The 14,257-nt window shown below is 62.6% G+C and carries 11 protein-coding genes; 8 read left to right on the plus strand and 3 right to left on the minus strand.

Annotated elements, in window-relative coordinates; genetic code table 11:
* The first annotated feature begins 300 nt into the window (after window positions 1-300).
* Genes AC1DWF_RS03700 through AC1DWF_RS03725 form a run of 6 tightly spaced genes read left to right on the plus strand, consistent with a single transcriptional unit; the run spans window position 301 to window position 8,094 of the window.
* Complete coding sequence (locus AC1DWF_RS03700; protein WP_476841463.1) at window positions 301-2,415, plus strand: hydantoinase/oxoprolinase family protein; 2,115 nt, start codon at window positions 301-303, stop codon at window positions 2,413-2,415.
* Window positions 2,412-4,607: a hydantoinase B/oxoprolinase family protein gene (locus AC1DWF_RS03705; RefSeq protein ID WP_476784848.1), complete on the plus strand. Its 2,196-nt coding sequence runs from the start codon at window positions 2,412-2,414 to the stop codon at window positions 4,605-4,607. The genes AC1DWF_RS03700 and AC1DWF_RS03705 overlap by 4 nt, the downstream gene beginning before the upstream one ends.
* Window positions 4,604-5,059, plus strand: coding sequence for a Zn-ribbon domain-containing OB-fold protein (locus AC1DWF_RS03710; protein ID WP_476789106.1), 456 nt, complete (start codon window positions 4,604-4,606; stop codon window positions 5,057-5,059). Before AC1DWF_RS03705 ends, AC1DWF_RS03710 begins: the two co-directional genes overlap by 4 nt.
* Window positions 5,056-6,219 (plus strand): thiolase C-terminal domain-containing protein, encoded by a 1,164-nt coding sequence (locus AC1DWF_RS03715; protein WP_476789105.1) that lies wholly within the window; start codon window positions 5,056-5,058, stop codon window positions 6,217-6,219. The genes AC1DWF_RS03710 and AC1DWF_RS03715 overlap by 4 nt, the downstream gene beginning before the upstream one ends.
* 15 nt (window positions 6,220-6,234) lie before the next feature.
* Window positions 6,235-7,026, plus strand: a complete 792-nt coding sequence (locus tag AC1DWF_RS03720; protein ID WP_476785767.1) for an SDR family NAD(P)-dependent oxidoreductase — start codon at window positions 6,235-6,237, stop codon at window positions 7,024-7,026.
* Window positions 7,027-7,068: 42 nt separating this feature from the next.
* The gene (locus AC1DWF_RS03725) at window positions 7,069-8,094 is read left to right on the plus strand and encodes an ABC transporter substrate-binding protein (protein WP_476785768.1); all 1,026 of its coding nucleotides are present in this window, start codon (window positions 7,069-7,071) and stop codon (window positions 8,092-8,094) included.
* On the opposite strand, the gene AC1DWF_RS03730 is transcribed toward AC1DWF_RS03725, so the two are convergent.
* Window positions 8,057-8,953, minus strand: a complete 897-nt coding sequence (locus AC1DWF_RS03730) for an IclR family transcriptional regulator (protein WP_476785769.1) — start codon at window positions 8,951-8,953, stop codon at window positions 8,057-8,059. The two genes, AC1DWF_RS03725 and AC1DWF_RS03730, sit on opposite strands and share 38 nt — an antisense overlap.
* 144 nt (window positions 8,954-9,097) lie before the next feature.
* Here AC1DWF_RS03730 and AC1DWF_RS03735 point away from each other — a divergent pair, with 144 nt between their 5' ends.
* Both AC1DWF_RS03735 and AC1DWF_RS03740 read left to right on the plus strand, forming a co-directional pair.
* Window positions 9,098-11,230: an acetate--CoA ligase family protein gene (locus AC1DWF_RS03735; protein ID WP_476789104.1), complete on the plus strand. Its 2,133-nt coding sequence runs from the start codon at window positions 9,098-9,100 to the stop codon at window positions 11,228-11,230.
* 75 nt (window positions 11,231-11,305) lie between these two features.
* Window positions 11,306-12,295, plus strand: a complete 990-nt coding sequence (locus AC1DWF_RS03740) for an IS5 family transposase (protein WP_476841464.1) — start codon at window positions 11,306-11,308, stop codon at window positions 12,293-12,295.
* A 150-nt stretch (window positions 12,296-12,445) separates the two neighbouring features.
* Here AC1DWF_RS03740 and AC1DWF_RS03745 read toward each other — a convergent pair whose 3' ends face one another.
* Both AC1DWF_RS03745 and AC1DWF_RS03750 read right to left on the minus strand, forming a co-directional pair.
* Entirely contained in the window at window positions 12,446-13,327 is an 882-nt protein-coding gene (locus AC1DWF_RS03745) for an NmrA family NAD(P)-binding protein (protein ID WP_476786013.1), read from the minus strand.
* Window positions 13,328-13,404: 77 nt separating this feature from the next.
* A complete protein-coding gene (locus AC1DWF_RS03750) occupies window positions 13,405-14,088 on the minus strand; it encodes a helix-turn-helix transcriptional regulator (RefSeq protein ID WP_476786012.1) in 684 nt (227 codons plus the stop codon).
* Between the last annotated feature and the right edge of the window lie 169 nt (window positions 14,089-14,257).

Below are 14,257 nucleotides of genomic sequence, written 5' to 3' on the forward strand. Positions count from 1 at the left end.
ACGAGAGGCTAGGCTGATAGGCGAAGTCAAAACAATCGCTTCCGCAGATTTTCCGGATAGCCGGAAAATTGCCGGTTGAGTTTGACAGCCTGCTCCGTTCGACGCCTAATCGTCGTGTCTCAAGTGGCGGAAATCGTTGCCGCTTTGGACAGCGGAGGCGCAGCGGCGAAATTTATGCTCCGCAATGTTGTTTCAATTCCACGCCGGGTTTCCGGCGGTCACAGCAGGCTACGAGCGGCGAGCGCCAGGCGTTCGACGGACGGCGAACTGCGTCCTGAAGAATGATTTGCGAGATTGCATATGCAGATCGTCGGCATCGACACTGGCGGAACCTTTACCGACACAGTCATCCTCACCGAGGACGGGCGTGTTGGCGTCGGCAAAGCGCTGACGACGCACGGCCGGCTGATGGAAGGCGTGATCGCATCGCTTGGTGTCGCCTCCCGCTCGCTGGGCAAGAGCCTGCGCGAAATCCTCGAGACGACCGACATCCTGTCGCACGGCACCACGGTTGGCCTCAATGCCCTGCTGACGGGTACCGGCGCCAAGGTCGGCCTGCTGGTCACCTCAGGCTTTGAAGCGACCTTGCCGATGGCACGCTCCAACAAGGTGCACGGCCTGCCCGACGAGGACAGCATCAATGCGCTCAAATGGCGCAAGCCGGACTTGCTCGTTCCCCGCCGCCGCATCATCGGAGTGCGCGAACGCATCGACGTCGACGGCAATATCGTTGTGCCGCTGGATGAGGAGCAGGCCCGCCAGTCGATCCGCCAGATTGTTGCGCGCGGCGCGGAGGCGATCGGCATTGCGCTGATGTGGTCGCCGGTCAATGGCAGTCACGAACGACGCCTCGCCGAGCTCGTCGCCGAGGAGGCGCCGGGCTTGCATGTGACGCTGTCGAGCGAGCTTGCGCCGCGTATCGGCGAATATGAGCGCACCGCGACTGTCGCCATGAATGCCTATGTCGCGCCGCTTGTCGGCGACTACCTGACCTCGCTCGACGAGGCGCTGCGCAATAAGGGATTTGCCGGCCTGTTCCTGATCGTGACCATGGGCGGTGGCGTGCGTCGCGCCAGCTCGCTGCGCGATGCCCCGGTACACCTTCTTCAATCCGGACCGGTGGGAGGCATCATGGCGGCTCGCCAGGTCGGCGCGCGGCTTGGGCATGCCGATGTGCTCGCCACCGATGTTGGCGGGACCAGCTTCGATGTCGGCCTTGTCGTGGGGGGCGCTTTGCCTGCCGCCTCGCGGCCACGCATCGACCGGCACAGCCTTGCCGTTCCGGTGATCGACCTCGCATCGATTGGAACGGGTGGTGGCAGCATCGCCTATGTCGATCCCGAACTCGGCGTGTTGCGTGTCGGTCCACAAAGTGCCGGTTCGATGCCCGGCCCTGCCTGCTACGGGCGCGGCGGCAAGCAACCCACGGTGACCGATGCCGCTGTCGTTCTGGGTCATCTCGACCGCCTTGGCGGGGCACTCACGCTTGATCGTGAAGCGGCGCGGTCGGCGCTTGCGCCACTTGCCAGCAAGCTTGGCTTGGAAGTCGAAGCGGCGGCCGACGGGATCTTGCGCGTTGCCAATGCACAGATGGCCGATCTCGTCCGTCGTGCCAGCGTGCAGCGCGGCCACGATCCTCGCAACTTCGTGCTTTATGCCTATGGTGGCGCGGCACCCCAGCATGTCGGGCGCTACGCCGCCGAAATCGGCGTAAAGGCAATCGTCATACCGCGCCTTGCGCCTGAGTTTTCCGCTTGGGGCGCAGCCTCCAGCGACATGAGGACGTCCTACGAGATCGAGCTGCCCGCCCGACCGCTGCGGGACTTCCGTGATAGCGAGATCGAAGCATTCGACCGGCTCGAGCAGCGCGCTAAAGGCGAATTCGAAGGGCTGGCGGAGGCGGGCTTGTCAGGTACCGTCGAGATCAGGCGCAAGATCGGCCTAAAATTCTCCCGCCAGCTGCACCGGATCGACATCGAGGTGCCGGCGTCACGGCTCGACGGCGCCGAGATCGCCACTGCTGAGGCGGCATTCCRGTCTCGTTACGAGCAGATCGTGGGCCGGGGTTCAGCCCATGCCAAAAGCGCGATCGAACTCGCGGCCATCGTTGTCGAAGCGCGCATGCATATTGCCATGCCCGACGCCGCTCCAGCACAGATGCGTGGCGTGCCTCGACCCATCCGGCACCGGAAGGCCTGGTTCCTGGGCCGCGAGCGGGAGACGCCCGTCTTTTTGTGGGATGAGCTTGGCGCCGGCGCGGAGGTATCAGGGCCTGCCTTCATCGAATCCGAGCAGACAACGGCCGTGATCCATCCCGGCCAGATGGCGACAATCGACGAGGACGGCAATCTCACCATCGCCGTGCCTCGGGCCCACAAGCGCTCGCCGTCGCCCAGGATTGAGGAATTGGCATGACAATCGGCCCGATAGAACTCGAAATCATCCGCCACCGGCTCGAGGCCATCAATGCTGACGCTGGCGAGACGCTGGTCCGGGTCTCGGGTTCGCAGATCGCGTCCGAGGCGAACGATTTCAACACCGCTATCATGACCGCCGACGGCACCGTGGTCTCCTGCAGCAAGTTCATTCTCGTGCAATCGACCTCGCTCAACCTGATCGTCCGCGACATCCTGGATCGATACGATGAAAACCCCGGCATTGGTCCCGGCGACCAGTTTCTCACCAATGATCCCTATCTCGGGACGCTGCATCAGCCAGATGTCACGCTGGTGGCGCCGATCTTTCACGGCGACAGGCTGATTGCCTGGGCGGGGTCGACAGTGCACGAGCCGGATGTCGGTGGGCCGGTCGCCGGCGGCTTCAACTATGCCGCCCGTTCGATTTTCGACGAAGCCATACCAATCCCGCCAGTCAAGATCGTCGAGGCCGGCAGGATCCGCCGCGACATCGAGCGTGATTATCTTGCCCGCACCCGAACGCCAGAGCTCAACGCGCTCGACCTGCTTGGCCAGATCGCGGCGAACCGTGCATCCGAGCGCCAGATGCTTGAGCTCTGCGCTGCCTATGGGACCAACGGTCTCGTCGAGGCGATGGACAGGCTGCTTGCTTCGACAGAGGCGGCATTCCGCCGCCGCCTCAGCGAACTGCCTGACGGCGTCTGGCGCGAGAACTCCTTCATCGAGCATGAGCAGCGCGTCGGCGCCGACTATCTGCCGAACCAAGTCTACGCGATCCGGCTCGCCATGGCCAAGACCGGCGACAAGCTCAGCTTCGACTTCACCGCGAGTGACGATGAAGCGCCGGGCGCGGTCAACGCCACCTATCCGACACTGGCCAACTTCACCATGGCAGCGGTGCTCGTCCATATCTGCCAGGGACTGCCGTGGATGCCGGGCGCCATCTGGCGGACCATCGAGATCCGCACCCGCAAGCGGTCTGTGGTCGATGCCGAGTGGCCGGCTGGCGTCGCGATGAGCACAGGCACCTCGGCCCAGGCGATCCGCAACTGCGTCAGCGGTTGCCTGGCCCGTTTACTCGACGGTTCGGCAGCGCATGCGCACATGGCCATGGCGTCGTCGCAGTCGTCAGGCGCCGGTGGCATGTCGATTTCGGGACACAGGCTCGATGGCAGCCCCTTCACCACGCTATTTCTGGATGAGCTGAGCGGCGGCGGAGGCGCCACCCGTAATGCGGACGGAAGCGACACCTCTGGCACAGCGACGTCGCCCGGCGCTACGCCCTCGAACCTCGAAACCAACGAAGCATACTATCCGGTGCTCTATCTGACGCGCCGCGAGCTGGCCGATTCGGGCGGGCCGGGCGCGCGCCGCGGCGGCGTCGGCGCCATGCATGCCTATCGCCCTCATCAGACGGAACGCTCGATCGCACTCTTGTCCATGGCGCAAGGATTGCAGCATCCGGCGACCATGGGTGCAGCCGGCGGCGAACCCGGTTTGCCGAGCGGCTTCGCCATCATGAGCAGCGACGTGCCGGTAGCCGGTTCGAAAGGCTGGTCGGATCTTGCGGATGTCACCGATGTTCGGCTGCCGGATGCCGCCACCAGACTCCACCCGGACCAGATACTGGTCACGTCCTCGCAAGGCGGCGGCGGCTTCGGCGATCCGCTTGAGCGTAATCCGACATCGGTGGCAACCGACGTTCTCGACGGGTTGGTCAGCATCGGCGGTGCGTTGCGCGACTTTGGCGTGGTCCTGCGCCTCGACGGTGACCAGGCAGTGATCGACCATGCCGCGTCGGAGGCGGAGCGACAAGCACGTCTCAGGGCCCGGCTCGGCGGTCGCGAGTTGCGCAAGGCTGAAGGTCCGGTCAGCGGACGTCGCCTTTCTAGCCATTTCCGGGCCGTCGAAGCGTCCGGTGGCGAACAGATCGTATGCGCCAGCTGCGGCCATGGCATCTGCAACGCGGGCGCGGGTCTCTACGCGTCCCTTGTCGTCCACGAAGCTGCCGCAGGCGAGCGGTCGGCCACCACCGATCGCTATCCCGGCAGTGAGCGTTTCCGCCTCCGCCACCTCTATTGTCCCGGCTGCGCCCGACAGGTCGACGTTCAGGTCGCGGTCGCCGGCGATCCAGTGCTTGAGGCGATGGAAGTACTGCCACCCGATCAACCAACAGAGGCACGACCATGACCGCCATTCCTCTGCCTTATGGCGATGATCCCGACACGATGGGGTTCTGGGACGCGGCCCGCGAGAAGCGCCTTGTCGTGCAACGCTGCAAGGCCTGCGGCCATTGTCAGTTTCCGCCCCATCCGTTCTGCGCTGGCTGTGCCCGTAACGAAACAGAATGGGTCGACGCAGTCGGTCGGGGTCAAGTGTGGTCGTACGGCATTGCCCACGGCCCAACGCTGCCGGGTTTTCAGGATGTGGTGCCGTATCCGATGATCGTCGTCGAACTCGACGATCATCCGCATATCCGCATGGTCGGCAGTCTTGTTGCCGCACCGGAAGCCCCCATCAACAGCGTTCCCGCTTCGGCCATCCGTATAGGCTTGCCGGTCGATGTCATCTTCACCGCCGTCTCCGACGACATCACCTTGCCGCGCTGGATGGCTCGCGCATCCGAGGGTCAGAAGCCATGAGCGACACGATCTTCCTCAAGGACCGCACAGCGATCGTCGGCATCGGTGAGACCGCTTTCGGCAAGTCAATGGCGGAAAGCGAGGAGCAGCTTGCCTGCATGGCGATCAAGGCGGCGCTCGATGACGCCGGCATCTCGCCGTCGGAGGTCGATGGCCTGTGTTCGCTCAACATGGAAAATGTCTTCCAGCACGACATCGCGCGCGACCTCGGCATGAAGGAGGTGACCTACTACGCGCAGATGCCCGCCGGTGGTCATGGCGGCTGCGGGACTGTTGGCCATGGCGCTATGGCGATTGCCACCGGCCAGGCCAAGGTAGTCGTCGGTTGGCGCTCACGCAAGCGGAGCGGCCGCGCGAGCCGCGTCTGGGCTCAGCTGGAACAGCGCATCCAGGGCAGCCGCGACACCTGGTTGAGACCCTGGGGCATTATCCGCCCGGTCGACGAGGTGGGTGTGCTTGCCATGCGCTACATGCACGAGTTTGGCGCCACCCGCGATCATCTCGCCAATGTCGCATTGGCGTTTCGAAGCCATGCCAATCGCAATCCCAATGCCTTCATGCATGCCAAGCCGATGAGCCGCGAGGACTATTTCGCCGCGCGCTGGGTCAGCGAGCCGTTGTGTCTGTTCGATTGTTGCCTTGAGACCGACGGGGCGATCGCCTTCGTCGTCACCTCTGCGGAGCGGGCCAGGGATTGCCGTGCCAGGCCCGTCTACATCCATGCTGCAGCTCAAGGGTTCGACGGCGGCAGTGCCATACTTGCCAACTACTTCACGGCTGATCCGATGCGCTCACAGGCCGCGACCTGCGCGAAGTCGCTGTGGCGCCAGAGCGACTTCCGTGCCTCCGACATCAAGGTGGCGCAGTTCTACGACGCCTTCACGCCAGAAGTGTTCTTCACCCTTGAAGGTTATGGCTTTTGCGGGCGAGGCGAGGGGGCAGCCTTCACCGAGGACGGCGGCATCGCGCTTGGTGGGCGCCTGCCGGTCAACACCGGCGGCGGCAGCCTCTCGGAGGTCTATCTGCATGGTTTCAACATGATCACCGAAGGCGTGAAGCAGATACGCGGCAACTCGACCGGTCAGGTCGACAACGCCGACTGCTGCTTGGTGAGCTCAAGCGATCTGGGCCCGACCTGTGCGGTCGTGCTGCGCAATTGAGATGGAGGGCTAACGATGCACGATACCATCGTCTGGATCAGTGGTGCGACGCAGGGCGTGGGCCTCGGGCTCGCCCGCAACGTTCCTTTCAAGAGCGCCCGCATCATCAATCTGTCGCGCCGGAAGCACCCCGATTACGAGAGCGTCGCGTTCGACCTGACTGACCCTTCGACATGGGATCGCATCCGCGGCCATTTCATCCGGGAATTGGCCGCGTTTCGCGGCAAGCGCGCCATCTTCATCCACAACGCATACTATTCCGAAGCGATCGGCGTGGTCGGCAAGGTCTCCTCGGAGACGTATGAAAAAGGCGTGCTTGCCAATCTCGCTGCACCCTTCGTGCTTGCCGAAGCGTTTCTCGATGCTTGCCGCCCCGGCTACGAGGCAGGGCTGGTGATGCTTTCTTCCGGCGCGGCGGTTGCAGCGCTCGAAGGCCTCGCCACCTACTGCGCCTCCAAGGTTGCTATCGAGCACTGGGTCGAAGTTGTCGCGCGCGAGCGCCAGAGCCGCGGCGGAACCGGGCCGTGGGTGGTGGCGGTGCGGCCGGGCGGCGTCGACACGCCGGCCTTGCGCGCAGCCTCCGGAGTCGATCCCGAGCTTTATCCGCGGGTGGCGAGCCTCAAGCGCAACATTCCCAATCGCGTCGACATTGACACAGCCGGCAGGCGGATATGGGCGGCGCTGCCGCCGGCCCCTGATACCGCGGTCATCTCGTTCGCCGAGCCGCCGGGCGACCCGGCATTCCACTTCGGTGGACCGCGCGTCAGGCAGTTCGCCGGGTCGAGCTGGAAGCTGGTCTACGACTGACGACGAGGGCCGGCGGCCAAGAGGATCAACAGGGAGGAAGCTATGAAATCTCTATGGAAGAAACTGGCGCTTGCCGCCGCCGTAATCGGGATGAGCCTCGGCGCCCGTGCCGAGGGCTCTGACGCGCCAAAGCCTCTGCCGCAGCGCGAGAAGGTGACAGTCGCCATGACTGCCAAGGTCGAGGCCTACATCCCGATGATCCTTGCCGAGCGAATGGGTGAGTTCGACAAGGAAAACATCGACATCGAATACACCTTCGCCAAGTCGAGCGACGGCATCGTGCTCCTGTCCACAGGTCGTGCTGACGTGCTTGGCGGCCAGCCGAGCGCGGCCGTCTTCAACGCCATCGCCAGTGGCGCCGACATCCGCGTGGTGGCGCCGCTCTTCGTCCAGTCGCCGGCCTCCAAGCAGGGGATCTGGGCCAACAACGCCTTTCTCAACGGCCGCAAGTTCACCGTCGACCTGTTCAAGGACCAGACCGTCGCCAGCGCCATCGGCCTCGGCTCGACGGCCTCCTACTTCCTGCAGACGGAACTGGAGAAAGTCGGCCTGTCGCTCAAGGACGTGAAGTTCCAGACCATGGCTTCGCCTGACATCCTGGTGGCACTCGAGAACGGTGCCGTCAATTTCGGCTACCTGATCGACTCCATCTGGCAGAAGGCGGATGAATCCAAGGTGTCGCTGGCCTTCGTCCAGGGACCGGAGATGTCGGCAGGGTCGTGGAGCTTCGGTCCACGCCTGCTCAAGGAACGCCGCGACGTCGGTGAGGCGGTGATGCGGGCGCTGGTACGCACGACGCGCACCTATCTCCAGGGCGACTACCATAACAACCCTGAGATCATGAAGATCATGCTCGAGGAGCTGCAGCTGCCCGAGGAGACGCTGAAGAAGGGTGTCTCGCTTACCTTCGATCCCAACCTCTACATGCCGGCCGATCTCGCCAAGCGCCTGCAGAAGACCTACGCGCTCATTCCCGAGGTGCTGTCTTACACCGAGCTGATGCCGGAGGATCGCGTCGTTGACCAGGGCTTCATTGCTGCCGCAGGAATTCCCATTCCGGCGAAATAGGCAGGTCGTCATTGGCCCGGTGCAATTCCGCGAGGCGTTGGTGCCGGGTCACTATCTGCCTGAGGGTGGACCCAAGGGCAGCCGTGCCGGGGCTCTCCTCGGGCGCGGTACTGATAAGCCCCACGGCGACCGGAACACGCATGAACTTCGACTGGAAGGATGCCGCGACCGCGGTCACGCCTTCCGCCGAGAAGCCGCGGGAGGTGGCATAGCCTTGTTTGCGAACCGATCTGACCTTGTCGAGCAGTGCGGTCAAGTTGGCCGTGCGCCTTGCCGGCGGCTCGGTGCGGAACATGCGCTTGGCAATCTCCACCACCATCTCCTGCGGCTTGCCCGACAAAAGTGCCATGCCGGCGGCGGTCGACCAGTCGTAATCGGTGAAGCCTTCGACATGGACGCCAGCGTGAAAATCGGAGCCGGGAATGATCGCCGAGCACTGCACCCAGCGGTCGTTTTGCATACACAGCCAAACCGTCAGGCCGGTGCGGCGATGAACTTCGTCCATCAGGTCGGAGACCGCCGTACCACCGAAGAACGAACCTTCGAGGCGCCGGGCGAGCGTGACGATCCGGTAGGATGGCAGGTAGACCTTCTGGCGCGGATCGAAGGCGAGGTAGCCGGTGCGCACCAACGTCTTCAGTATGTCGTCGGCGCTGGAGTTGGGGATGGCGAGCGCACGGCTGATCTCAGTCGTTCGCGCCGGCCGCGGATTGGCCTGGAAGTATTCGAGTACAGAAAGCACGCGCAGACTGGATTTCACCACACCGCCAGAACGGTCGTTGGTGACGCCCCGCAGCAGTTCGTTGGGTTCTTCGAATCCCAACTCCGCCCGTCTCGCCGTACTGGCCGCGGATCCCATGGCGCTCTCCTCTCCTTGCGCCGGTGTGCCGACGCAGAGCGTTTCGTGCCCCAGCTTGGCACCTCACCAGGAACTTGAATTCGGCCATTTGGCCTAGGCCGTTTGCCCCTCAATCTGAAAACCCTATCGAAAGACCCCGACACCATGCAGACCATCCCACAGGCAATCCGGCACGCCCGCGACGAACTCGACCGCAGCCTGGCGGATCTCCAGCGCATGTTTTGCAAGAAGACCGGGATCGCCTATGTCGGCCGTGTCGATGCGTCGCCGCAGGCGCACAATTGGTTCCGCCGCTTCGGCGAGGATGTTCGGTTCTGCTACGTCAATCCGCGCGGCGGCGAGGCCGGCGGCATGCCCGTCTTCACGTCGATGGCAGAGGTGCCTGACTACATCGACCTCGCCGTGGTCAAGGTGGCGCCGGCGATCGTTCCGCAGGTGATCGCCGATTGCGGTCGCCGCGGCGTGCGCGACGTTATTGTCTTCAGCTCCGGCTTTTCGGAAGTGGGTGCCGAGGGTGCCGCTCTCGAGGCCAAGGTCGCCGCGGCGGCGCGCGAACATGGCGTGCGCGTCATCGGGCCGAACACCAACGACAATACCTTTGAGCAGTTTCCCATACCGGAGCAGCATCGCGGCGGCCTGATCGGGTTGGTCACCCAGAGCGGCTTCAACGGCCGCCCTATCGTCGAGGGCGTAGCCATGGGGGCTGCCTTTCGGCGCTGGGTAACGGTAGGCAACGAGGTCGATCTCGAGGTTGCCGACTTCATCAACTACTTTGCGCACGATCCGCAGACGTCAGTCATCGCTGCCTATGTCGAGGGCTTCAAGTCGATCTCGAAGCTGCGGCTGGCGCTTGAGGCGGCTAATGCAGTGAAGAAGCCGGTGGTCATGCTGAAAATGGGGTCGACCGAGCGTGGCGCGCGCATGGCCGCCTCGCACACCGGCCATCTCGCCGGGGCGGATGCGGTCATAAACGGCTTGTTCAAGCAATATGGTGTGATCCGGGTCCGCGATCTCGACGAGCTGCTCGAGACCGCCAACCTGCTGGCCAAGCTGCCGGCTGGTACCGGCCCCAACTGCGCGCTCTATTCGGTTTCGGGGGGCTCGACGACGCTGATGGCCGAGTTGGCCGACAGCTATGGCGTGAGCTTCCCCGACCTGTCGCCGGCGACAGTTGAGAAGCTTTACACCTACCTGCCCAGCTACGTCACCGTCTCCAATCCGATCGACAATGGCGGCGGCTTTGTCATCTCTGCTCCGCAGCAGCAGCGTGTCGATGTGCTCGAAACAATCGCCGCCGACCCCAACGTCGACGTCATCGTTGTCGGGCTGACCGCGGCCCTTGGCCTCCTGTCCGACAGTTTTGCCGCCGACGTGCTGGCTTTTGCGCCCCATTCGCCCAAGCCCATCGTGGCGGTATGGGGATCGATGCTGACAGACAGCCCCGGATATCGTGATCTGGTCAAGTCTGGCGTGCCGATCTTCCGCTCGTTCCGCAAATGCTTCCGCGCCATGCGCGCGCGGGCCGACTACGAGGCTGCGAAGGGGGCGTTCCGCCGCCGCCTCTGGGGTGCAACGGCATTGTCGGTCAGCCAGCACAATGCACTGCAGCATAATGGGGTTCTCGATAGCGCACAGGCCGCCGCCCTGCTCGACGGCGCCGGAATCGGCCGTGCTCGCGAGCGTCTTGTCACCTCGTCCACAGAAGCTGCAGAAGCGCTTACGGCTTGGGGAGGGCGCGTGGTCATGAAGCTCGCCTCGCCCGACATCGCCCACAAATCTGATGCAGGATTGGTGCAGCTCGACATCGCCGACGTCACGACCGCCGCAAGAGTCTATGACGGCCTGGTTGCGACGGCGAAGAACCATTTTCCGGCGGCTCGGATCGAAGGCGTGTTGATGCAGGAACAGATCGGCGCGGGAGTCGAGATGATCGTGGGACTGACGCAGGATCCCGACCTCGGCCCAACCATCACCGTTGGCGCCGGAGGCATCTATGCCGAAATTTTGAAGGATGCCGCAACGCGCCCACTGCCTGTCGACAAGGAAGACATTCGCGAAATGATCGCCAGCCTCAGGCTTTCGCCGCTGCTCGACGGCGCTCGTGGCGCGCCGCCTTCGGACAAGGATGCGCTTGTCGAGTTGGTTTTCAATCTCGCGGAACTGGGACTTGCTGCCGGTTCGCGTATTGCCGAGCTGGACCTAAATCCAGTTATCGTGCTGCCGGACCGAGCTGTGGCTGTCGATGCGCTTGTTGTCGCCAAGCGACCATCGGCATAGCTGGGCGTTGGTGCACGGATCATTCAACGGTTGAGCTGTAAGCAGTTGAGACCGCAATCACTGTGATCCCAGGCCATGCCCCATAAACATAACGCCGCCCGCCGTCATCGCATCGGCAAGATGAAATTCAAGGTGACGAATTGGGCGGAATATGAGGCGGGCCTACGCCGGCGCGGCAGATTGACCCTATGGATGACACCGGAAGCGCTGGACGGATGGCAATCCCCTCGCCGCAAGACACGGGGTGGCCAACCACGATATTCCGATCTGGCAGTTGAGACTACCTTGACGCTGGGGTTGGTGTTTGGACTGCGACTGCGCCAGACTGAAGGATTGCTGGGTTCGGTGCTTGCGTTGATGGGACTGGAAATACCCGTTCCCGATCATACGACGCTCAGCCGTCGGGCAAGAACGTGGGAGTCGGCTGCCAGATGCAATGATAAGGAGCCCGTCCCGAACGGCCCAGTTCATGTGCTCGTCGACAGCACCGGACTACAGATTTACGGCGCCGGCCAATGGCTGAAAGAAAGGCATGGAACCAAGTCCCGTCGTGGGTGGCGTAAGCTGCATCTGGCTCTCGATGCCGATAGCGGCGAGATTATTGCTCATTCCCTGACGGATCAGGCAGCTGGCGATATTTCGCAGGTGGAACCCTTGCTCAACCAGATCAGTCACGAGATCGATCAGTTCACTGCCGATGGCGCCTATTATGGTGATCCAACTTATGACGCCGTTATGCGTCACAGCGCCGAAGCTCGGATTGTCGTTCCACCACGCTCGAACGCGGCGGGGCGGGCTGAGACCGAAGCCCGCGGCCAAAGAGACGATCACATAGCATCGATCGATAAAGATGGCCGTCTGAGTTGGCAGACGTCCACTGGCTACGGCAAACGCGCCTTGGTTGAAAYGGCAATAGGTCGATACAAGAGGATCATCGGGCCGCGCTTGCGGGCACGATCGTTTCCGGCTCAGCGCACAGAGGTAGCCATCGGCTGCTCTGTCCTCAATCGCATGCTGGCATGCGGATACCCGAAATCCGTTCGGTGCAAGACGAAGACGAAATGAGGAACGCTTCCATAGACTGAATTGCGGCCAGGAACCGATCCGTGCACCAACGCCTAGGGAAGCGAAACCATTGACGCAAATCACCTAAGATTTGGAGCGGCGCGTAAATCAGCTGCGAAAGCTGCCGCAGAAGTCAGGAGTTTTACCAGGTCACCTATGATGCCGATCTTCGACACCGACGCCCAAGAAGGATCGAATATACTCGCGGAGGGATGTTTGCCCTCTCACCGGCTCATCGTTTGCATCGGTTTGTCCGTCGATCACCTTGCCGGTCATACATGCATAGGACGCTGCAGTTTTTGCCGAAAACCCAAACTGCTCGAATGACTCTTTCAGCGCGTCGCGTGAAATTTCCTGAACTTCGACTTTCCGGCCGACGGCATTGCTGAAGGCATCTGCGACGTCTTGCGTGGTATATCGCTCAGGGCCTTCGATATGCTGGATACCAGTATTCGAGACAGGTTCCATAAGCCGCCGGGCGGCCGCCTGCCCGAGATCCCTGGGCGCGACCATCGGTAGGACCAGAGCGGCGGAGAAAAAGCTGGGCAAAGCCCCGTTCGCTCGGACAGCTTCGGCCATGCCCGTCCAGTTGCTCATGTAGTATGCGCCGCGATTGATAGCGACCGGAATTGGCTGGGCGAGCAGCTTTCGTTCCAACTCATGAAGCACGGTCAGGTCCCCACAGCGTTCGCCCTCGAAAGCTCCATAGGTGGATTGCGCAACAACCTTTTCGAGACCGGATCCCTCCAGAGCGGCAATGATTGCGGCGACATTCTTGCGCTCTTCAATGTCCGTGTCCGTTGACGGATCAGCGGGTGGGTTCAGCAGGAACGCGCGCTTGCCGGCGCGAAATATCTTCCGCAGAGTATCCACGTCGCGAATATCGGCCACGGCGATCCGGGCGCCCTCCTTTTTTAGATCAGCGCCGTGATCCTGGACATGCGTGACAATCGTTACATCCTGTCCAGCGTCCAGCAGAGCGCGTGCTGTCGCGGAGCCGACCCGACCCGTCCCTCCAAGAATGATGTGCATGACGGTCTCCCTTGTTCTTGCGTGAGACAAAGGATTAACATCCTGTTTGGACAGAAATTGTCAGGAGTATTGCCAGGTCAGAGATTGGCCTGCGGCTCTAGGAGCCGATACTCCGCCAGAAGACTGCGGCGGGATCGCGGCAGAGGGTCTGGCAACGCTTGAAGCTCTACGATGCGGTCGATGCGGAAATGGCGGAAGGCGTCTCGGGTTTCACACCATGCTGCCAATATCTCCGCTTGGTCAAAGAAGCCCAACGCTACGGGCCAGACAGTGCGGTTGAGCGCTCTTCCGTCACCAGCTCCATACTTGATCCGCAATTTCCTCTGGTCTCGCATTGCCGCGCGGACCGTCGCCAGTTCTGTCAGCTTGCCGCTGCCCGAAGGACCCACCGTGAGTCCGTTGGAGCGCATTGCCGCTGCGATATCATCTCCCATTCCATCAGTAATCTTGACCAACACGGTGTCGGCCGCTGCGGCGATGCTATCGTCACCGCGCGCCGCGACGAACCGAAGCCCCAGCAAGATCGCATCGGCCTCGATTTGGGTCAGTGCCATCGGAGGAAGAAAGAAGCCTGGCCGTAAAATGAAGCCGATCCCGGCTTCGCCTTCCACGGAAACACCCAGCTCCACCAGCGTTTCCATGTCGCGGTAGATCGTGCGTTCGGACACGCCAAACAGGTTCGCAAGGGTCTGAGCGGTCACCGCAGTCCGCCGTTCCCGCAGCACCTGAAGAAGTCTAAGAAGTCGGCCAGAGCGTTGCATGATGTTTGAAATACCCGCTTTCAGGCACCGCGAATAGCTGCGTTGGATAGCGTCCGTATGCGTGGGTCCGGTCGCACAAATCCTGATTTCACGCCGGTGCTTTATTCAATCGCAGAAATTAGTGACACCGATGCCCTATTTCCACGAAAGATAATTTGAAGGCATAAAT

It is taken from the genome of Aminobacter sp. P4_D5, assembly GCF_056401815.1.